Annotated in this window: 22 protein-coding genes and 3 pseudogenes; 11 read left to right on the top strand and 14 right to left on the bottom strand. The window is 72.4% G+C overall.

All coding sequences use genetic code 11. The annotated features are described in order from the left end of the window. The first annotated feature begins 148 nt into the window (after nt 1–148). On the top strand, nt 149–508 hold the full coding sequence (locus E4099_RS13015) for a hypothetical protein (protein WP_135339181.1): 360 nt from the start codon (nt 149–151) through the stop codon (nt 506–508). Nucleotides 509–578: 70 nt separating this feature from the next. On the opposite strand, the gene E4099_RS13010 is transcribed toward E4099_RS13015, so the two are convergent. From E4099_RS13010 to E4099_RS12995, 4 genes are all read right to left on the bottom strand, one after another. Further along, nucleotides 579–1,853 carry a Cmx/CmrA family chloramphenicol efflux MFS transporter gene (locus E4099_RS13010; RefSeq protein WP_135339180.1) on the bottom strand — a complete coding sequence of 425 codons (1,275 nt, stop codon included), beginning with the start codon at nt 1,851–1,853 and terminating at the stop codon, nt 579–581. Nucleotides 1,854–2,196: 343 nt separating this feature from the next. Continuing rightward, nucleotides 2,197–6,951, bottom strand: a complete 4,755-nt coding sequence (locus E4099_RS13005) for an HD domain-containing protein (protein ID WP_135339179.1) — start codon at nt 6,949–6,951, stop codon at nt 2,197–2,199. Between the two features lie 5 nt (nt 6,952–6,956). Next, nucleotides 6,957–7,565 (bottom strand): Pepco domain-containing protein, encoded by a 609-nt coding sequence (locus tag E4099_RS13000; protein ID WP_135339178.1) that lies wholly within the window; start codon nt 7,563–7,565, stop codon nt 6,957–6,959. Between the two features lie 62 nt (nt 7,566–7,627). Continuing rightward, nucleotides 7,628–8,344, bottom strand: coding sequence for an HD domain-containing protein (locus tag E4099_RS12995; protein ID WP_245244804.1), 717 nt, complete (start codon nt 8,342–8,344; stop codon nt 7,628–7,630). Nucleotides 8,345–8,443: 99 nt separating this feature from the next. Between E4099_RS12995 and E4099_RS12990 the strand changes: the two genes are divergently transcribed. The 5 genes and pseudogenes from E4099_RS12990 to E4099_RS33615 all read left to right on the top strand — a co-directional run. Next, nucleotides 8,444–9,184 carry a copper homeostasis protein CutC gene (locus E4099_RS12990; RefSeq protein WP_135339177.1) on the top strand — a complete coding sequence of 247 codons (741 nt, stop codon included), beginning with the start codon at nt 8,444–8,446 and terminating at the stop codon, nt 9,182–9,184. 162 nt (nt 9,185–9,346) lie between these two features. Continuing rightward, a complete protein-coding gene (locus E4099_RS12985) occupies nt 9,347–9,727 on the top strand; it encodes a VOC family protein (RefSeq protein ID WP_135339176.1) in 381 nt (126 codons plus the stop codon). A gap of 194 nt (nt 9,728–9,921) precedes the next feature. Next, nucleotides 9,922–10,359: a protein-tyrosine phosphatase family protein gene (locus E4099_RS12980; protein WP_135339175.1), complete on the top strand. Its 438-nt coding sequence runs from the start codon at nt 9,922–9,924 to the stop codon at nt 10,357–10,359. Nucleotides 10,360–10,473: 114 nt separating this feature from the next. Then, nucleotides 10,474–10,785 carry a hypothetical protein gene (locus E4099_RS12975; protein ID WP_245244803.1) on the top strand — a complete coding sequence of 104 codons (312 nt, stop codon included), beginning with the start codon at nt 10,474–10,476 and terminating at the stop codon, nt 10,783–10,785. Nucleotides 10,786–10,789: 4 nt separating this feature from the next. Next, nucleotides 10,790–10,888: pseudogene (locus E4099_RS33615) on the top strand (transposase); the annotation flags it as partial. A gap of 105 nt (nt 10,889–10,993) precedes the next feature. Here the strand turns inward: E4099_RS33615 and E4099_RS12965 are convergent. The 3 genes from E4099_RS12965 to E4099_RS12955 form a co-directional block, all read right to left on the bottom strand. Further along, on the bottom strand, nt 10,994–11,404 hold the full coding sequence (locus E4099_RS12965; protein ID WP_135339174.1) for a VOC family protein: 411 nt from the start codon (nt 11,402–11,404) through the stop codon (nt 10,994–10,996). A 391-nt stretch (nt 11,405–11,795) separates the two neighbouring features. Beyond that, nucleotides 11,796–12,038 carry a hypothetical protein gene (locus tag E4099_RS12960; protein ID WP_135339173.1) on the bottom strand — a complete coding sequence of 81 codons (243 nt, stop codon included), beginning with the start codon at nt 12,036–12,038 and terminating at the stop codon, nt 11,796–11,798. Nucleotides 12,039–12,195: 157 nt separating this feature from the next. Then, the gene (locus E4099_RS12955; protein ID WP_245244802.1) at nt 12,196–13,077 is read right to left on the bottom strand and encodes a helix-turn-helix domain-containing protein; all 882 of its coding nucleotides are present in this window, start codon (nt 13,075–13,077) and stop codon (nt 12,196–12,198) included. A 121-nt stretch (nt 13,078–13,198) separates the two neighbouring features. Here E4099_RS12955 and E4099_RS12950 point away from each other — a divergent pair, with 121 nt between their 5' ends. Continuing rightward, nucleotides 13,199–14,164, top strand: a complete 966-nt coding sequence (locus E4099_RS12950) for an MBL fold metallo-hydrolase (protein WP_135339171.1) — start codon at nt 13,199–13,201, stop codon at nt 14,162–14,164. 25 nt (nt 14,165–14,189) lie between these two features. On the opposite strand, the pseudogene E4099_RS12945 reads toward E4099_RS12950, so the two are convergent. The 7 genes and pseudogenes from E4099_RS12945 to E4099_RS12920 form a co-directional block, all read right to left on the bottom strand. Beyond that, nucleotides 14,190–14,510, bottom strand: a pseudogene (locus E4099_RS12945) (HD domain-containing protein); the annotation flags it as partial. Then, nucleotides 14,497–14,655: a hypothetical protein gene (locus E4099_RS32970; RefSeq protein WP_167828359.1), complete on the bottom strand. Its 159-nt coding sequence runs from the start codon at nt 14,653–14,655 to the stop codon at nt 14,497–14,499. The gene E4099_RS32970 and the pseudogene E4099_RS12945, both read right to left, overlap by 14 nt. A 311-nt stretch (nt 14,656–14,966) precedes the next feature. Next, a pseudogene (locus E4099_RS12940) lies at nt 14,967–15,078 on the bottom strand (HD domain-containing protein); the annotation flags it as partial. Nucleotides 15,079–15,116: 38 nt separating this feature from the next. Then, complete coding sequence (locus E4099_RS12935; RefSeq protein ID WP_135339170.1) at nt 15,117–15,593, bottom strand: hypothetical protein; 477 nt, start codon at nt 15,591–15,593, stop codon at nt 15,117–15,119. A gap of 3 nt (nt 15,594–15,596) precedes the next feature. Continuing rightward, the gene (locus E4099_RS12930; RefSeq protein ID WP_135339169.1) at nt 15,597–16,067 is read right to left on the bottom strand and encodes an NUDIX domain-containing protein; all 471 of its coding nucleotides are present in this window, start codon (nt 16,065–16,067) and stop codon (nt 15,597–15,599) included. 18 nt (nt 16,068–16,085) lie between these two features. Further along, nucleotides 16,086–16,574 carry a hypothetical protein gene (locus tag E4099_RS12925; RefSeq protein ID WP_135339168.1) on the bottom strand — a complete coding sequence of 163 codons (489 nt, stop codon included), beginning with the start codon at nt 16,572–16,574 and terminating at the stop codon, nt 16,086–16,088. Between the two features lie 29 nt (nt 16,575–16,603). Further along, entirely contained in the window at nt 16,604–17,218 is a 615-nt protein-coding gene (locus tag E4099_RS12920) for an N-acetyltransferase (RefSeq protein ID WP_135339167.1), read from the bottom strand. A gap of 113 nt (nt 17,219–17,331) precedes the next feature. On the opposite strand from E4099_RS12920, the gene E4099_RS12915 reads away from it, so the two are divergent. The 4 genes from E4099_RS12915 to E4099_RS34825 all read left to right on the top strand — a co-directional run bounded on the left by E4099_RS12915 (nt 17,332) and on the right by E4099_RS34825 (nt 19,653). Next, a complete protein-coding gene (locus tag E4099_RS12915; protein WP_135339166.1) occupies nt 17,332–18,528 on the top strand; it encodes a helix-turn-helix domain-containing protein in 1,197 nt (398 codons plus the stop codon). Between the two features lie 155 nt (nt 18,529–18,683). Then, a complete protein-coding gene (locus E4099_RS12910; protein ID WP_135339165.1) occupies nt 18,684–19,031 on the top strand; it encodes a hypothetical protein in 348 nt (115 codons plus the stop codon). After that, a complete protein-coding gene (locus tag E4099_RS12905; protein ID WP_135339164.1) occupies nt 19,028–19,342 on the top strand; it encodes a DUF7848 domain-containing protein in 315 nt (104 codons plus the stop codon). The genes E4099_RS12910 and E4099_RS12905 overlap by 4 nt, the downstream gene beginning before the upstream one ends. Before the next feature lie 182 nt (nt 19,343–19,524). Next, complete coding sequence (locus tag E4099_RS34825; RefSeq protein ID WP_280923500.1) at nt 19,525–19,653, top strand: hypothetical protein; 129 nt, start codon at nt 19,525–19,527, stop codon at nt 19,651–19,653. Nucleotides 19,654–19,794: the final 141 nt, after the last annotated feature.

Raw genomic sequence — 19,794 nt, 5'->3', positions numbered from 1 at the left:
GGAGAGGGCGGGGGGAGCCGTGGGCTGCGCCGGTGGGGAGGCGACGCCGGGCTGATGGAAAGTTTCCTTCAGTGGACTGCTCACCCTTGAAAGCTATTTTCAGGCTCTGCTGGGCGTCAACCCCCCGAACGGCGGGACAATGGCTTCCATGGAACTGGAACAGGCACTGCACGCGGCGCGGGCCCTGGTGCTCGCCGATCTCGCGGCAGGCCAGGTGGCCCAGGCGGACATCGTCTCCCTGGTCGAGGACGCCGTCACCCACCGCCGCTGGTGGGTGGAGCAGTGGCCGGACGGCGCCCCCTACCTGGCGGGACTGGTGGCGCAGGACGTCCAGGACGCCCTGCTGGAGAAGTACGGCCGCTGGCCGCTGTGCCCGGTGTGCACGGGCGACCCGCACGCCCTGGACGTCGAACCGGAACTCGGCCCGGACCCGCACTGGGTCTGCGCCAAGACGGCGGTCGCGGTGGCCCCGGTGGGCTTCCTCGGCACGCCGGACGCGGATCGGTGAGGGCTTACGCGGATCGGTGAGGACTCCCCGGGGCGGGTGACGACCCTTCCGGGCCGGTGAGGGCTCTGCCTCAGACCTGGGGCTCGCCCGCGGGGCGCGTCATCGGGGTGCCGGCCATGGGCACATCCACGGTCTCCGACCGCAGACGGCCGGCGTCCTCGCTTCCGGCCACGATCACCGAGGCCGTACCCGTCCGGAGCCGGTGCAGCCGGGAGGCCGCCACCAGGGCCGCGACCGCGAGCGCCGCCATGCCGACCGAGGTCCAGGCGACGGCGGGGTAGCCCAGTCCGGCGCCGATCACCAGCCCGCCCAGCCAGGGCCCCACCGTGTTGCCGATGTTGAACGCCGAGGTGGTGGTGGCTCCCGCCAGGGTCGGCGCGGCCCCCGCGACCTGGAACATCCGGGCGTTCAGCGCGGGCGCCGTGGTGAACGCGGTGATCCCCAGCAGTACGGACGCCACGATGACCACGGCCGCGCTGTGCGCCGCGATCGCCATCACGGTCAGGACGACGGTGGAGGCGACGATGCCGCCGTACATCGTGCCGAACAGGTGCCGGTCGGCGATCCGGCCGCCGATCGTGGTGCCGATCAGCGCCCCCACGCCGAAGAGCGCGAGCACGGTCGGCACCCAGCTCTCCGCGAGCCCGGCGACATCGGTGAGCAGCGGCGAGAGGTAGGAGAACAGGCAGAAGACCGCGGCACCGTTCAGCGCGGTGACCGCCAGCGCCAGCCACACCTGCGCGTCCCGGTAGATCCGCAGCTCGTTGCGGAGCCGCGGGCGGTCGTCGCCGGTGGGCACCTCGGTACGCGGTACGAGCGTGGCCACACCGACCAGGCCCACCGCCGACAGTCCGGCCACCGCCCAGAACGCGGCCCGCCAGCCGGCGTGCTGCCCGAGCAGCGCCCCCGCCGGCACCCCCGCGATATTGGCGATGCTCAGGCCGCCCACCATCACCGCCATGGCCCGCGCCCGGGCGTCTTCCGGCACCAGGGAGACGGCCACCGCCGCGCCCACCGCCCAGAAGCCGGCGCAGGCCAGCGCGCTGACCACGCGTGAGGCGAACAGCACCGAGTACCCCGGCGCCAGCGCGCCCGCCACCTGCCCCAGCCCGAACACCGCCAGCAGCGCCAGCAGCGTGGTCCGCCGGGGCAGCCGCAGGGTGGCCGCGGCGAGCAGCGGCGCGCCCACCACCATGCCCACGGCGAACGCCGACACCAGCAGACCTGCTTGGGGGATGGAGACGTCCATGTCCCGGGCGATGGGTTGGAGCAGCCCGCTGAGCATGAACTCCGATGTGCCGAGGGAGAAGACGGACAGGCCAAGGATGTAGACGGCTATGGGCATGCACAGAGCAACCCACCGGTCCCGCAGCGTATTCCCGGGACCGGTGCGGGTGCCGGTGCCCGGTCGTTGCCCTTCGCCTTCGCCTTCGCCTTCGCCTTCGCCTTCGCCTTCGCCTTCGCCTTCGCCTTCGCCCTCGCCATCCGGCCGGTCCGGGGCGAGGTGGCGGGTTCGGCGGCGAGGCGGCGGGTGCGGCTCACCCGGGCGGGCGCGGCTCCCCGGCGCGGGTGCGGCTCACCCGGGCGGGCGCGGCTCCCCGGCGCGGGTGCGGCTCACCCGGGCGGGCCCGGCTCCCCGGCGCGGGCGCGGCTCCCCTGGGCAAGCCCGGCCCCCAGCCGGGATCGGCTCACCCGGCCGGCAGCGCGTCCCCGTCCGGTGCGCCGACCGAAGGTGTCCGGCCGCCGTCCAGCTCCGCGGGCCGCTCCGGCTCCGGGAACCACTCCGCCGCCTCGTGCGCCATCCCGATCTCCGTGGCGAGCCGGGCCGCCTCGCGGAAGGTGGTGCCGTGCCGGGTGGCCACGGTGAGCAGGGCGCGGAGTGAGACCGGTCCCAGGTCGGCACGGGCCCGGGCGGACTCCAGGTCGAGCGGGTGCGCCGGATCCAGCACCTGGGACAGCAGGCTCTCCATGGCGTACTCGGCGGCCAGTTCCTCGGGGACCGGCTCGATGGTGAGGCCCAGCCGGGCGAGCTTCCGCGCGACGGCGGTGAGGGGCCGGCCGGTGGCGCGGGCCGCCGCCAGCAGCAGCTCCGGCGGTACGACGGCGAAGAGGTGAACACCCTCGCGGCCGACTCGGCGCAGGGCGCTCAGTTCCCTGGGAAGTACTGCCGCCAGCAGCTCCCGATCGAGTGCGACCTGGTAGCCGAGCCCCTCGAACCAGTCCGCCACATCGGGCAGCCGGCGCGGGCCGCCGGCGACGGAGGCGAGGGTGAAGATGTCCACCGGCCGGTCCTCGGCGGGCCAGCCGTACAGGTGCGAGGTCAGTTGCTTGACCAGTTCGGCGTCCTCGGCACGCAGCGCGTCGTCGGCGGGGAGCCGATCGGGCGGCTGGAAACCCAGCTCGGCCAGGCGCGCGGCCACGTCCGCGACCGAGCGGCCCAGGTGCTGGGCGATGGCCACCAGCGCGCCGCGCGGGACGGGCCGGTCGACCGGGAAGCCCTCGGACAGCAGCACGGTGTCGTCGTCCCGCAGCGGACCGAGCCGGGCGGCCTCGGCGGCCGGGGTGAAGCCGGCCTCGCCGAGCAGCCGTATCACCGAGGCGTGGGACCGGCTGGTCCGGAACGCCACCGTGACGATGCGGGCCGTGGAGATCAGCCGCGGCTCCTCGACCGGGCCCGGTCCGTACTGCGCGTACTCCCTGTCCCACAGTCCGAGCAGCAGCGCGGCGTCCTCCGGGCTCCAGGGCGTGTCCCGGTAGGGGTGCCGCGGCACCTGGTAGCCGAGGTCGGCCAGCCGGGTGGCGGCCTCGGCGGGGGATCGGCCGGCGCGGGCCGCGCTGACGGAGATCTGCGGCACGCCGAGTACCGCGCCCGGCTCCAGCCAGCCGCCTCGGGCGCCGATCGAGCGCAGCAGCGCCATGTCCTCGGCGGTCGCCGCGCCGGCCCCCCGCAGGTCCGGGGTGCGATAACCCAGCTCGCCCAGGCGCCCCACCACCTGGGAAGCGGGATAGCCGGTCGCCTGCACCCGGCTGAAGACCTCTCCGACGGTGAGTTCGGCGGCGGGTGAGCGCCACCGGTAGGTGTTCACGAGGCTGCCGAGGAAATCCGCCAAGTGGAGTGCGTCCCCGTCGAGGTACATGTGGAGGCGGTAGTGGCCGCCGCCGATCAGCTCCCAGGAACGTACGCTGTCGAAGCAGTCCTCACTCAGCAGGTGGAGGTCCGAGGGGCGGGCCATGGGCAGCGCCGGCGGTCCCGGAAAGCCCGGCCCGGTGGGGCCGCCGAGGCCCTTGGCCAGCAGAGCGCGCAGCCGCCAGCGCAGCACCGGTTCCGGGAACAGCCCCAGGTACAGCAGCCGGGAGTCCCGCTGGGTCGGAAACCTGCCGTAGATCCCGGAGAGCACCAGGGTGTCCGGTGGGAAGTAGCCGAGGTCGGCCAGCGGCACCTCCTCACCGGCGATGCTCAGGGTGCCGCCGACGGCCGCCGCCCGCTCCAGCGACTCGTCAGCGAAACTCAGCAGGTGCCTGCTCATCCCCTGCAGCCAGGCTCGGCTCAGCACCCGGCGGGCCACCTCCGCGAAGCTGGGCAGCGCCTGGCGCATGATGCGGCGGACGTACTCGGCGTCGTAGCCGAGCAGCCGGCGGCGGTCCACGGAGAGTTCGGGCCGATGCGGGCCGTGCAGGTTGACGATCACGCCGTACGGATAGGCGCGGGAGGAGGGATCGTCGCCGGCGCGCAGTCCGTCCGACAGCAGCATGCCGTTGCTCTCGGTCCACCACAGGTCGGGGTGGGAGGACGGGAAGCACCTGCCCAGCTTGCGCATCGGGCCTCCGGGAGAACCGCTGTACGCCGCCGCCAGGTCCTCCCGCAGCACCCCCGGTTCCCACTCCGAGGTGCGGGAGCCGTGGGTCACCCGCACCCGGTACTGGGCCACCCACAGGACCTCGGCGAGCTGGTCCAGGGCCGAGCGCCGGGCGGCGCGGGCCGTGAGGTGGAGGCGGACATGGGTGCCGGCCCACTCGCCGGGGCCCACATCCTCGATGCGGAACAGGTTGCCGGGGCCGGCGATGGTGACCTTCAACAGCCGGCCGGGCCGGCCGTCGCGCCCCAGTCGGCAGGTGTGCACGGTGATCTCGTCGGCCAGCATGAAGTAGCTGAGCACCCCGATGCCGAAGCGGCTGTTGGGGTGGAGCCGGACCGGCGGGTCGAGTTGGGCCCAGTCGGCGGCCTCCTCCACGTACTCCGGCAGGTCCACGAAGCGCGCCCCGCCCTGGGAGAAGGTGCGGCTCAGCTCGCTCACGCCCATCCCGATGCCGTTGTCGCGGCACTCCAGATAGGGGCGGCCCGCGGCGTCGGTGCCCTGGACGAACTCGATCAGCCCGGTCCACCGCGCGGGCCGCTGCCCGGTGCGCTCCAGATAGGCGGTGCGGGCCTCCCGGTAGCGGCAGGCGTCCAGGGCGTTCTGGTACAGCTCGCGGACGGCCAGGCCCCGGTCGCCGTACAACTCCTCGCCCATCAGCAGCTCCTGCACCCGGTCCTCGGCGAGGTGGAAGCGGATGCCGGAGGACAGGTTGGCGGGGGTGTGGCCGCTGGGGCGCACCCCGCCGGCGTTGGCGTACGGGGGCAGCTGGGCCAGCGGGGCCAGGGTGTGCCCGGCCTTGGCGGCGGCCTGGTTGATGTCCCGCAGCAGCGCGTCCACCCGCTGGGCGTGTGTCTGGAGGGCGATCTCCACGGCGGGGTGCCCGCAGACGGCGGTCAGCGCGCGGCCCGCGCCGGAGCCGGTCCAGCGGGAGGCGTCCAGGGTGGTGTGCAGTTCGGCCAGGTCCACGCTGTCCGAGATGCCCAGGTGCTCGGCGATCACCTCGGGCAGGTCCACCGGGTCCACGGCCAGCGCGTGGGCGGTCTTGGCCAGGCAGGAGACCAGGGGTTCGCGGACCTCGTGCTCATGGAGGGTGGTGGCGGCCAACTGCTCCTGGTCGGCGAGTTCGCCCGCGCGCGGGGTGGTGAACGGGCTGGTCCGCTGGTCCTTGACGAACCGGGCCAGCCGCTCCCCGGAGAGCGCCTCGCGGATCCAGGCGGGCCGCTCGGGGTCGGCGGCCGGTGGCTCCAGCAGCTCCTTGAGGGACTGCGGGGCGTACACGTCGGGCTGCTGGAGCAGCCAGCGGTGGAACAGCCACCACAGGATCCGGCGGGCGCTGTCCGTACCCGCCCCGGTCTGCCGCAGCCTGCGCAGCCGCCGGTCCAGCCGCGGATGGCCCCGCACGAAGGTGTGGAAGGCGTCGCCCTCGGGGGTGCGGTCGGCCGGGTAGCCGGCCAGCGCGCCGATCCGGCGGGCCGCCTCCTGGGCCCAGAACGCCTGGCTGACGAAGGGCAGCAGCGCGAGCAGCGCGGCCTCGGTGGGGGACAGCCGGGCGTCCTTGCCCAGCTTTCCGGTCAGGAACTCCGCCCGCTCATGGGCGCGCAGGGCCAGCCGCCCGTGGTGCCACGGGTCGCCGGCCAGCGCCGCCGCGGCGCTCTCGTACGCCGCGGCCAGCCGCTCGGCCAGCGCCAGGCTCTCCTCCTTGAGCAGCTCGCGGGCGGCCGACAGCTCGGGGTCCACCCGCTCCCAGGCCGGGTGGCCGGCCACCGCGCGCAGCCACGGGTGCCGGCAGGCGTCGCGGACCGGGCCGGGGAAGACGGTGAAGCCCCGCTTGTCGATGTCGGTGACCACCCGGACCCGCTGCACCGGCCGAGACTTGCGGTAGGCGGCGTGCAGTTGCCCGATCCGCTGCTGCACCGCCTCCTCGAACTCGGCGAGCGCCAGCGCGTACGGGCGTCCGGACACCACGTCGGACACCGCCCGCGAGAACAGGCTGAACGACTCCTGCGGTACGGTCCCGACCTCCACGCCCTCGGCCACCGCCTCGTCCGGGCCCACGAACAGCGCCACCTGGGCCGTGGAACAGGCGTACACATAGGCCACCTTGCGCTCCAGCGCGGCGTGGATCTTGGCGTCGCTCCAGCCGGCCGGGCCGGGGGACCGCATGGTGTCGCCGCGCTCGAAGCCCTCCCGGCAGGCGTCGATCAGGAAGACCACCTGGGCGGCCTCGGATTCCTCCAGCTCCTTGCGCCAGTCGATGCGCACACAGCTCCCGGCGAACGGCTCCACGTCGAAGCTGGCGTCCTCCGGCACCAGGTAGTCATGCCCCTCGAAGTGCCCGCCGTGCCCGCTCAGCAGGACCAGCAGGGTGTCCCCCGCCTTGGCGTCCCGCAGGAACCGGCCGACCTGCCCGCCCACGAAGTTGGGGGTGACCCCGCGCCGCGCCTCGGGCACCTCCACCGTCTGGAACCCGCGCTCGCCCAGCACCGAGGCCAGCCGCTGGAGGTCCTCCCGCACGAAGGGCAGCGGCGGGATCGCCGGGTCGTCGTAGTCGCCGGCGCCGATGAGCAGCGCCCGGTGGCGTCGCACGGCGGTCAGGCGCGCTTGAAGGTGAGGGTGAGCCCCCGCTTGCCCCCGGCTTTGCCGGTGCCGATGAGCTGGATCCCGCCCGAGGCGCTGACCTCGAAGGAGAGCTCCACCTCGGAGAGTTCCATGGTGGCGTCCCGGGCCGCCACGTCCGCGAACAGCTGCTGGAGCGCGTCCACCGTCTCGGCGAGGTTCCGCCGCAGCGGGCCCAGCGGCACGGACCGCAACTGGGTGCCGGGACGCGGGGTGTTACCCGTACCAGCACCGCTTCCGGGGCCGCCGCCCGCGGGGTTTCCGCCGCCGCTGCCGCCGTTCCGCCGCCCGAAGATCGACATGGTGTCCTCGCGCTCGGGCTCGCCACCCTGCGGCTGCGCGGGTACGGCCTGGGGCGCCGGGTCCGCGGGCGGGCCCCACGGGGCGCCGACCGGGCCGGGGGCGTGGGGAGCCGGGGCCGTGGGCCGGCCCGGAGCGTAGGCGGCCGGGGCCGCGGGCTGGTCGGGGACACCGGGAGCTGCCGGGGCCCCCGCCAGGACGGACTCCGCCTCGGCCTCCGCCTCGGTGATCTCCACCCAGAAGGGAAGGCTCTGCACCCGGGACTGCGCGGCGGTCTCTTCCATCAGGTTGCCCCCCTGGCAAGCGTCGGCGCGGTGCCGGCCGCACAGCGCGCGAGAGCAGAATGCTACGCGCCCAACAGCTCCAATTCCGCCCGGAGATTGTGTTGGGCCGTGGCCTCCCAGTGCAGCTGTCCGTAGGGGGTGCGGAACAGCCGGGGCAGGCTCAGCAACTGCCGCAGCACCGCCGCGCGGCCCTCGCGGAAGGTGTCCTCCGGTACGAAGCCGTACTCCTGCCGGACCCCGGCCGCGTACGCCGCGTACTGCTGCGGGGATCCGGCCAGCACCGCCAGGTCCGCGTCGCAGAGCACCTTGCCGTTGGCGTCCCCGGGCGCCGGGTCGTGCCGCCTCGTCAGCCGCACCAGCCGGGCCACCTCCTCGGTACGGGCCTGGGGCACGCCCGCCTCGGGCAGCGCGCGCTCGGCCAGTCGGGCGCTGCGCTCCTCGTTGGTGGACCGCTCCGGCAGGTAGACCGCGTCATGGAACCAGGCGGCGAGCGCCACCGCGTCCGGGTCGGCGGCGTAGCCGGACAGCGTCTCGACGTGCCCCAGCACCGCGATCAGGTGCTCGGTGGTGTGGTAGTGCCGCTGCGGCTCGGCCCAGCGGCGGAGCAGATCCTCCCCGTACGGAAACGGGTTCGGATGGCAGACGGCCTCCCGCGCGCTGTTCAGCAGCACCACCCATCGGGAGAGCAGCTCGTCGTGGTCCGGATGGCGCTCCCGCGAGGGGGCGGCGGCCGGGGGATCGGCCGGACGGCTGGAGCGACGGGGGCGAGGCGTGGCCATGGGCCCATTGTGGGCCATGGGGGCGGGGCTGGTCAGTGTGTGGCACCCGACGCCCGGGCGATGTTTCGGAGGGCCGGGGACTGTGGCAGGCTTTGCTATATGTCTAGACCAATTCTCGAGGTGATCGCGCTCGACGCGACGGACGCGGTCGCCGCCCAGGCCGGAGGGGCGGACCGCCTCGAACTGGTCACCGACATGGCCGCCGACGGCCTCACCCCCACCCGGCGGACCTTCGCCGCCGTACGTGCCGCCGTGGACATCCCGATCCGGGTGATGCTGCGGGCCACCGACGGGTTCGCGGCCGGCGGGCCCCAGGCCGTCGACGACCTCTGCGCGGCGGCCGGTGCGCTGCGGGTGGAGGGCGCGGAGGAGTTCGTCCTCGGCTTCCTCACCCCGGAGGGCGGGCCCGACCTGGCCGCCGTCCGCGCCCTCACCGAGGCGATCGGGGCGGGCACCGGCCCCGGCGCGGCCCGCTGGACCTTCCACCGCGCCATCGACCGGGCCGCCGACCGCACCGTGCTGCGCGCCCGGCTGGCGGACCTGCCCGGCCTGGACACCTACCTCACGGCGGGCTCCGCGCTCGGTGTGGACGACGGCCTCCCGGTGCTGGTCGCGGAGGCGGCGGACCAGGGGCACGCCGGTGCGGCCGAGCCCCGCATCATGGTCGGCGGCGGCCTCCGCCTGGACCACCTCCCGGCGCTGCGCGCGGCCGGCGTCGACGCCTTCCACATCGGCGGCGCCAGCCGCCCGGCGGGCTGGTCGGGCCCGGTCGCCCCCGCGGCGGTCCGCGCCTGGCGCGAGGCCCTGGACGCGGTGGTTCCGGCGGCGGTACCGGGCTGACGGGTGGCCGCGGGGCGGTGTGGCGGTACGGGGAGGGCCCCGAAAACCCTTGGCCCCCGCTGGTCCTGCCGGGTACGGTCGCGGGCGTGTTCCCGCCGCGTGGAGATCAAGGCCTTCGCGCGGCCGGCCTGGCAGTTCCCACGCTGAGAGTAGGTTGCGTCGATGGCATGTCGTATCAGTGAACTCGTGCTCGGTTGCCGCGAACCCGAGGTGCTGTCGCGGTTCTGGTGCGAGGTCCTGGACTTCGTGGAGCTCGGCCGCGAAGAGGACGGCAGCATCGAGATCGGACCGCGCGAGGGGTTCGGCGGCGCGCAGCCCACCCTCTTCCTCAGCCGCAGGGAGGAGCCGGAGCCGGGGAAGCCCCGACTGCACATCGACGTCAACGCCACCGACCGGGACCAGGAGGAGGAGCTCGAACGCCTCCTGAAGCTCGGGGCGCGCCCGGCCGACATCGGCCAGACCGGCGAGGAGTCCTGGCACGTTCTGATGGACCCCGAGGGCAACGAGTTCTGCCTGCTCAAGACCCGCCTCAACCCGCTCTGACGGCTCTGGCGGTTCCGGTGCGCCGGTGCGGCCCCCGGGGTGTACGCCCCGGGGGCCGGCCGGTTCGAGGCGCGTCGATCGGACGTTCCTCCACCACGCGCCACCGATGCGGTCCGGGGCTTGAGCAGGGGCCGTAGAAGGTGCTGGTCCGCTGGATGACCCACCGCGGCCGGGTCCCGATTACGCTCCCCTCCATGACCGCCCACTGGGAACCCACGGCCGCCGGGGTGCTCCGGCTGCCCTCCGGCCGGCTGGTGCGCGGGCGCGGACTGAGCCGCCCGCTTCCGCCGGGTCCGGTGCCCGACTTCGCGCTTCACCTGCTCGGCAAGGAACCGCCCGGCGTCGACTGGGAGTCCCGCTGGATCCGCTGGCCGGACTTCTGGCTCCCCTCGGACCGTACCGCCGCCGGTGAGGCACTGCGCGAGGCATGGTCCCGGGCCGGACACGAACGGGTCGAGGTCGCCTGCGCCGGGGGACAAGGCCGTACCGGCACCGCGCTGGCCTGCCTGGCCGTACTGGACGGCGTGCCGCGGGGCGAGGCCGTGGCGTACGTCCGGGCGCACTACGCGCCGCGAGCCGTGGAGACCCCCTGGCAACGCCGCTTCGTCAGCCGCTTCCCCGGCCCCCGGTAGGCACCGCGGAGTGGAGGCAGGGGCTCGGCCGACTGCCCGTGGTGCCAGGACCTGTCTGACAAATGATCAACGTTGCGATGGTCGCGGGCGAGGGGTAATGGCCTTGCTTTGACGGTGGACGCCACCGATGCTGGGCCGATGCCAGGGCAGCGGAAGAGAAGACGTCAGCAGCGGGACGAGATGCAGCGGGCTGCCGCCCGCTTCGCGCCTGACGCGGGCCGCTGGGAAGTGCTGTTCGAGACCCAGGATGAGTCGGAGTGGCGCGATCACATCCACCATCTCCGGGCGACGGACACGCAGATCGACTGGACGACGGTGCGGATCGACACGTTCTGCGGGCGCCTGGTGCAGCCGACCACCTACCGGCTCAGCCTCTTCGTGCCGGCCCCCGAGCCCGATCCGGAGCAGGACTCCATCAATAATTGATCGTGTGGCTGGCAGAGGCGAGCTGACGGATGCGGCATGGGAGCGAATAGAGCCCTTGCTGCCGCGGGTGGACGGGCGTGGCCGTCCGTGGCGGGATCACCGCTCGCCGCCCGGTACCGCGTCGGACTCCTCCTGGCTTCCCTGATCCTCTGGCTACGTGAACCCTCCAGATGACCATTGTCAGACAGGTCCTGGGCCAGTCGGCGTGTCACTCGTTGGACCAGGAACGGCTGGACAGCACCAGCAGATAGCCATCCGGGTCCTGAAGGGTCACGCCCCAGGTGTCCCAGTAGGGATTGTGCGCCGGCACCCGCTTGCCGCCATGCCGTTCGAGCCTCTCCACGAGGGCGTCCGGCACCGGTTCGCCGAGGTAGACCACCAGGAGGTCCTCGGGGGTCGGCCGCGGGTCCACGGGCGCGGCGGGATCGTGCACCAGCTCAAGGTGCCAGGCCGCTTGGGGCCAGCCGACCATCAGCAGGGAGTGCCGACCGGGTATGCCGTCCGCCTCGTGCCGGTAGAGGACGCCCAGGTCGAGGCCGGAGACCCAGAACCTCTCCGCCGCCCGTAGATCACGCGAGGGGCGTGCGATGCGTACGTGCGACATGGCGTTGGCCGGCATCCGGGGCCTCCTGACGGGGCTGGCGTGTCATGGCACGCCGTGGGAACGACCGCCGCCCCCGACGCTAGCGAGCGGGCGGCCATCCGCACATCGGCCGCCGGCCTTAGGACTTCGAGCGGATCAGCCCCCTGACGAGACCACGAGGTACGGCCACCGCGGTCACCGGTTCCCTTCGGCAGGCTGTCGCAGATCCGCTTGCCGACCCCGGCCGCGGCTCCGGCCGTTCCGACTGCCGCCCGCCCCAGCTGCTCTGCGGGCTGCACCATTCCGCGACAGCCCCTCCGGAGCGCGTGAACCCTGGTCCGCTGAGTCCGATGCCGGTTCCGCCGGCGGCATCGTCAGGGCAGCGGAGCAGGCGTTCGAGGCCGCGTTGTCGGGTGGGGGCCAGGGGTCAGCTGTGCGCGGTCGCCGGGGCGTCGTCGGGTGCCGGCGCCTCCGTGGCGCTCTCGGGCGCGGCCTCGGCGGCGGCCGCGCGGCGCTTGCGCCACTTGTCGTGGGCCACGGTCCCGGCGATGGTGGCGCCGGTGATGACGCCGCCGATGACCATGCCCCGCCCGGTGTAGAAGCACCGCAGCGCGAGGGGTCCGCCTCGCTTGCTGGCTTCCTTGGCTAGTTCCGCGTAATCCCACGCCATGGCGCTCCCCTTGGTTTCTGTCACTCGCTCGGGCGGCTCATGATCGCAGGACGGCACCACGCGGGTGGAGCGGATCGCGACTTTCGTTCGTCACCGGGCGCGGTCGCCACCGCCACCGAGGGGAAAGGCCCGCTCGATGTCCCTGCGGCGCGGTCGATCAGCCGCCGGGCGGCGAACCCGGCCCCGCATCGCGCCGGTCGGCCGGTTCGGTGCGCGGAGTGCCGGCCGGTGAGGTGAGCAGCGTTCTCAGCCGCCCGGGAGGAAGTCCGGCGGTGGCGCGCAGCACACGGGTCATGTGCGCCTGGTCGCTGAAGCCGAGATCGTTGGCCAGCAGCGCCAGGTCGCGCTCTCCCTGGCCGAGGCGGTCCAGCGCCGCGGCGAGCTGGAGCCGGTGCCGGTAGGCGGTCAGGGTGACTCCGGTGATCTCGGTGAAGGTGCGGCTCAGATGGGGAGGTGAGACCCCTACGGCTCGGGCGAGGGTCTCCAGGCCGGCACCGGGATCGGTGGCGAGGAACGCCCGTACGTCGTCGGCGAGGCGCCGCCGGGCGACGGGGGAGCCCGGGCGGCCTGAGGAGGCGCGGACGGGGGCGAGTTGGGCGAAGACCCCGTGCGCCAGCAGGGTGGTGCGCTCGGCGAGTTCGAAGGGGTCGGCGCCGGCCCGGGCGCGGCTGAGCAGCAAGCGGTGTGCCAGAGCGAGCCGGGGTGTGGTGATGACGAGGCCCTCGGGGATCTCGGGGTCATCGCCGAGCATCGCGGCCACCCTGGGCTCGGACAGTACGACCTCGGTGAACACATCGGCACCCCGCGGATGGGCGAACTGCTGCTCGCGGCCCAGTTGTTCCACGTAGACGCTCGCCCGGTCCACCAGATACTCCGCCCCCTCGGTCCGTACCCGCAGCAGACCGTGGCGCACCAGTACCAGGCCGAAGACGGGTGCCGGACGCACCTCGGACCAGCCGCGGCTTCGAGCGCCGCACCGTACGTCGGCGAGGTAGACGTGTTCCTCCCGCAGATGCGTCTGCCTGTCGTCGGACCCCACGGATGCCACGGTAGGGCTTGCGTGAGCGGCCGAGGAAGGGACAAGAACGTTCAAGAGCCCGGGGCCGAACCACCGCCAGGATCCCTTCACAGGCACGAGAACCCGAGGGGGACGAACGATCATGACAGGCAAGCGGGAACATCCGGACCGGCGGCGGATCCTGCGGGGGGTGGGCACGGTGGGCGCGGGCGCCCTCGCGTCCTGGGCCGGGGTGACCGGCGCGCAGGCGGCGGTCACCGCCGGACCGCGCGGCACGGACGCCCGTACCGAGGACCCCCGTATCGTCTCGCGCCGGGCCGGGCGGTTCGAGGTGCTCGCGTTGCGGGACGCGCACGGCACCTTCCCCGGCAAGCGGCAGGACCTGTTCCCGGCCGCCCAGGAGAGCGACTGGGAACAGGCCGCGCGGATCGACCCGGGGGCCTTCGGACCGGACGGCGCCTGGGAGCTGGACTTCCGCTGCTACGCCATCCGCCGGCCCACGGGACGGGTCACCCTGGTGGACATGGGAGTGGGCCCCGCGGGCAGCCCCGCTTCGAAGTGGGCGCCCGTGCCCGGGCATCTGCCGGAGGTGCTGGCGGCGGCGGGCATCGAACGGGGCGATGTCGACTCGGTGGTGCTGACACACGTCCACGAGGACCATTACGGCTGGGCGGTCGGCCTCGACGGGACACCGATGTTCCCCGACGCACGCCATGTCGTGCAGCGCACCGAGATCGCCTCCCTCGGCCCCGGGGACTCAGCCTGGAGATACGTGGTGGATCCGCTGCGCCGGGCCGGGCTGCTTCAGGAGATCGACGGCGAGGTTCCGCTGCTGCGCGGCAGGGACGGCGGCGTGGTGCTGAAGCCGACCCCCGGCCATACTCCCGGGCATCAGTCCGTGCTGGTGGACGGCGGTCGGCGGCGGATCCTGGTGACCGGCGACGTCCTGGTGCACGCGGTCCAGTTGGCCGCCCCGTCCGTCGCCTACCGGTTGGAGTCGGACCAGGCCGCCGCGCGCCGGACCAGGGAAGCCGTCCTCGCCGACGCACGACGGCACCGAACCCTGCTGGCCACCTCCCACGTGAACCACCCGTTCCTCCGACCCTGACCGGGCACGGGGCCGTTGCCCGGGGTCAGCCGTCCTCGCCCATCGCCGCACGCAGCCAGTCCAGGGAGTCCTGCCCCAGCAGTCCATCGGCCAGACGCTTGCCCGTCTCGGTGATCAGCCTTGCGCGGCTGTTGTCGATCCAGCGCTGGGCGTTGGCATGGCCCTGGGCCCGGTATTCGATCCCCTGAAGCAGGCATTCGAGCTTGTCGGCGTCCCGGGCGCACACCGCCTCCGGTGTCTCCTTCGCCTCGTACTCGCCGACCCGCCCGCGCACCGCACTGGCCAGGACTGCCTCGGAACGATCAGCGCCGGGTGGCGGACGCACTGGCTCGTCAGGACGGCTCGCGGGCCAGTCGTTTGAGTGCGACGAACTGACTGCCTGCGAAACCGGCGACATCTGCCGCGAACGCCGCAAGAGTGAGCAGGACGAGCACACTCGCCGCCGTCACAGACGCGATGGCGAGCACGCATGTCGACAGCAGATTCGCCACAAGTACGAGGCGAAGGCTCCCCATCGAAGGACGGAGACTGAGCCGCCACACGACACCGGACCACAGCACGACGGCCCCACCGATGGCGGCGACGGCGAGTGTCGGCAGCCTCAACGCAGGCCCGGTCAGGGGCGCGGTCGACGCGACCAACACCCCGACGAGCAGGCAATAGAGCGCATCAGCGCGGAGACTCAACCGACCAAGCCGACTCCCAGACATACACAGAGGCTAACCCCCGCCCGTCATGGCCGTACGGCCGGGATCTTTGTCTGCGAGCCCGTCGTCCAGGCGCGGGTGACCGTCTCCGCTCGATAGCGACTCCGGATCCCGCACCCCGGCCATCCACCATCCGGTACGGCGCGCGTGCTTCAAGGTCCCCGCCTCGAACAGGAAGCGCGCCACCGCGTGCAGATCGTCAGCCATGTACGTCTCCTCTCACGCCTCGGCGAGGCGGATCGCGGTCAGTCCCGGCTGCTGCCGGAGGGCCAGATGCGGTGGACGGTGACGCCCTGCCGCCCGGCGTAGGCGACGACATCGGCGGTGCCGCCGTACCCACGGGCAGGCAGCCCGTCCCAGACGGCGATCAGCTCGTCGGCGAGGTCCACAAGGATCTCGCTGCCCCTCATGTGCGCCTGGGAGTCGGACTCGGTCATCCCGGTGGTGTGGACGCGTGACGCCCGGCGCAGAAGGGCGTCGTATTCGGCGTGGTGAACCACCGGCAGCCCCTCCCGGTATCGGTCGGCAGGGATGACCACTTCAAGTTGTCCGCCCGCGTCCAGGACGGCCTGGGCGAACCAGGCGTCGGGGCCGTCCGCGACACAGGAGACGGCGACCAGTTCGGCAGGCAGCCGGCGCAGGATCTCCTCGCGGAGCGCGGGCCGGATGAGTTCTTCGGTGGCGGCGGGGAGGCCACGGTGTCCGGTGATGCCGAGTCGCATCGTTCACCCCAGATAAGGCTGTTGGCGGTGCTCCAGGAAGTGCTGGAGCCGGAGGCGCTGGGTGTGGTGCATCTGGAGTTCGGCCAGTTCGACCGGTGAGACGAAGCGTAGTTCGGTGGACTCCTCGGAGACCGCGAGCCGGCCGCCGGTCACCCGTGCGGTGAAGCAGATGTTGAACTGCCTGCGGACCTCGCCGTCCGTGTACGCGATGACATGGCGTGGGTCGGTGTAGGTGCCCACCAGTCCGGTGATCTCGATGTCCAGGCCGGTCTCCTCCTTCACTTCGCGTACGGCCGTGCCCGGAAGCGAGTCGGTCATCTCCATGCCGCCGCCGGGCAGTGCCCACAGGTCGTTGTCCCGGCGGCGTTGCAGCAGGATCCGCCCTTCTCCGTCGGTGACCACGGCCGACGCGGCGACCACCAGGCTGTTCGGCTCGGGGGCGGCGGGATCGTCGTAGTACTCGGTACGGGCCACGGTCAGTCCAGATGAGACTTACGCCCGGCGTGCGGCGCCTTGTGGCCACACGACATCGACCGGGAGCCCGGTGGCCCGTGCCAGGACGACCACATCGGCCGTGCCGCCGCCCTTGCCGGTGGGTGGCTGCCCGTTCCAGACCGCGACCAGCCGGTCGGCGCGCTCCAGCAGTACCGCGTTGGCCGCCTCGTACGCCTCCCGGTTGGCCTTCTCATACGGCATGACCAGCACCTCATCAGCGGCCTCGACCAGAGTGTCGAACAGGGCCGCGTGGTCGGGTGAGACCTTGGCCTGGCGGTAGTCCCGGGAGGGCACCACGGCCACCAGGCGCCCGCCTGCCTCCAGTACCGCCGTAGCGAAGAGGGAGTCGGCACCCTTCGCGATGCATGAGACGCCGACCAACTCATCTGCTGGATGACCGGCCAATAGGGCGTCCAGCGCGGCGCGGACCAGCGGCACGCTGTCCTCGGTGAGATCCATGTGGCCGGTCACTGCGATGGTGGTCATGCGGACTCCTGATCAACTCGCTGGTGGCCTTAAGGCTTGCACTGCTCCTCGTGACGCTCGCGTCCCATCGTGTTCTCGCTGAGTCGTGGATGCGGCAAAGCCAGCAGCATCGCGTCATAGGTCGGCGCGTCCGGGAAGGGGATCAGCGTGCCCAGCCGTTGGTATCCCCACTCCTCGTACCGGGCGCGTACTCGTTCGTGGGCTTGTTCGACCAGGAGCGTGGCGCGTTGTTCGTCCCTGTCGTGCAGCAGCGCGTCGTGGATCTGCCGTGCGACGCCGGTGCCGCGAGCCGTGTCGATCACCATGAGTTCGGACAGGGCGAAGGTGCGGGTGCCCGTCTCTTCGATGGCGGTGGCCGGTACGGAGCTGTCGAGGCCGTTCCACCAGCGTGTGCCGGGTTGCAGGGTGCATCCGTAGGCGAACCCGGCAGGTCGGTCGGAGATGTAGCCGATCACGGCAGAGAATCCGGGGACCTCGGCGTTCCAGCCCAGTCGTTCGTCGAAGCGGGGGACGCTGTGGAACTCCTCGCCGAGCCGGTCCGCGAACGCCTCGGCGTACACGGTGAGGATGTCGGCTCTGATGTCGGCGAGGTCGGTGGCGGTGCGGTGCTCGATCCTCAGGCGCCCCTGCACGGCTTTGTCCATGGCGGGCAGTTCACCACATTGGGGCTGCCAAGAGTGATAGATGCGACGAAAACGGGTGGTGAGAACACCAGCACGGGTACCGTTCGAAGTGGTTGCAGGGAACGGAGACCAGCATGTCGGAACCGAGCAACGAGCACACGGGCTCTCGGATCGCGCGCTATCGCAAGCAGCGGGGTTTGTTGCAGCAGGGGCTTGCGATACGCGCCAACGTCTCCAAGTCGCTGTTGTCGAAGGTGGAGTGCGGCCAGCGGCCCGCGTCCCCCGCACTGGTTGCCGCGTGCGCCCGCGCGCTGGGGGTATCGACCTCTGACCTGCTGGGGCAGCCCTTTCTCGCGGAGATGCGACGTGACCGGCTGGATGCGTTGATACAGCCCATTCGGGCCAGCATGGAGAACTGGGACATCCCTCTGGACTGGCAGACCCGCGCACGCCCGGTGGCCATGATCCGTGGCGACATCGACAAGCTGCTTACGCATCGGCGACAGGCTGAGTACCTGCCCATGGCAGTGGAACTCCCCGCACTGATCGATGAATGCGTACAGGCGGCCCACACCGCTCGGGGCGAGGCGCAACGTCAGGCGCATGAATGCCTGGCCGAGACGTTTCGGTGCGTGTTCACCCTGGCTTGGCATCTCGGGTTCGTCGACCTGGCGACGGTCGCCGTACAACGCCTGGGCTGGGCCGCCGTCAGGGCAGACGAACCGGGCCTCGCGGCGATGTACGGGTTTCTGCGCGCCCAGACGACCTTCTCCTCGGGCCGGTACGACTTAGGCATGCGCGTAGTCGACGGCGCGCTGCGGGACCTGGACGGTCAGGAATCGCGGCGACCCGACGGCCTGGCCGCCATGACCGGAGTCCTGCACCTGCGCGCGGCGATCATCGCTGGTCGCCTGGGGGACCATTCTCACGCGCAGACGCGGCTTGCGGAGGCTCGGGAGCTGGCCCGCCGCACAGGCGAACTTCCCGTGTTCGGGGTGAGCTGGGGCCCCGCGAATGTCAGCGTGCACTCCGTAGCCATCGCCTCCGACCTCGACAACTATGGGGAGGCGATCGATCTGGCCAGAGGAGTGCGCTTCCCTGATGGATGGCCTCGTTCACGCGCCGGTCACCACTGGCTCGACCTGGGCAAGGCCCAAGCCTGGGCCGGGAACGCGACAGACGCGTTGAAATCCCTGCAGAGGGCCCGCCGGATAGCGCCCCAGCTGACGCGTTACCACCCGACCGTACGAGACACGGTCGCCGCACTCCGGGAGCGGGAGAGAGTGCGGACCCCAGCGTTGGCTGAGTACGCGACGTGGATCGGCATGTAGCACGCTTCGGTTGTCGGGGGTTGCACACATCGGTGCAACTGGCCATTCCATGAGGTAGCGAGCATGTGACTGTCAGCAAGGACAGCCACATGGAGCCGCAGGTGAACCCATCTTCCGCAGCCTGGCCACCCCCCACCAGCCTTGACATCACGCTGTTGCCCGCAGGGCGGTGGTGGGACGCCGTGCGGGTGCCCGTCTCCTTCGGTGAGACCGCCTTCCGCTTCCTGGGGGGCGATACCGGTGCGGTGATCAAGGACCCCTACTGCGCCCGCCTGTACTGGCTGGTGCGTCCCCAATCCGCCGTCGGCTGGACGATCCCGCAGGTCACGGTGCTGGGCAAGGGGAGTTACATCGGCGTGCCGCCCTGGCACCGCCGCAAGTCCTGCGGGCTGCGCTGGCTGACGGCGCCCGATCGGGGCCGTCACCTCACCGAACCGAAGCGACTGCACGCGGCACTCACCACCGCCCTCACGCTCCATCCCATGCCGGAGACGCAGCGATGAGCCGGATGCGGATGCGGTACGTGAAGATGAGCCTGGGCGCGGATCCGGACGCCGAGCCGTGCGTCATCCAGGTGCGGTGCACCGGTTGCGGCGCCGCATCGACCCCGGTGCCCGAGCAGTTCCCCGGTGAGCAGCGGGATCGGGCCGAGGAGTGGGCGCTGTCCCATACCGGCCGTATCGACGCGGAGGGCCGCCACCACACGGGCTACCAGGTCACCGTGACCATGTTCTGGCGGGTGACCCCGCACGAGGAGATCGACCCGCCGCGAGGCGAACAGAGCGCGGGATCCACTCCATCCGAGACCGGCTGAAGCCGGAACTCGCGGCGCCCGTTCAGGGGGCGCCGTACACCCAAGGACCCCGCCCCGGCCGCCGTGTGTCTTGGCGGACTGGCGGCCAGGGCGGTCGCGCCCCCACGTACTCGGGGCGCCGTGCAGTGCACGAGGAATCCGGCCGGATCACACCGGCGGAACGACACCACACGGAGGTCACCATGCGCCATCCCCGATACCCGGTCAACCAGGCCCCGCTTCCCGTCGACCCGGACTCCGAGGACACGGACGAGTCCGGCGGCAGCCAGACCGGAGGCTGCGGCGACGGCGACGGCTGCGGACGCCACTGACCGACACCGGCCCCCGCCCGCGCGGCGGGGGCCGACCCCATTCCACCCCTTGAGGAAGTGCCGATGGCGCACCATCACGCCTACCTTTGGGCCGGCCCGGGACGCGCACTGTTCAACGACGGTCCCCGCCGCCCCCTGCAC

The organism is Streptomyces palmae (assembly GCF_004684805.1).
GTDB lineage: Bacteria > Actinomycetota > Actinomycetes > Streptomycetales > Streptomycetaceae > Streptomyces > Streptomyces palmae.
Note: the sequence above shows the minus strand (reverse complement) of the source record. Positions and strands in the feature narration are given on the sequence as shown.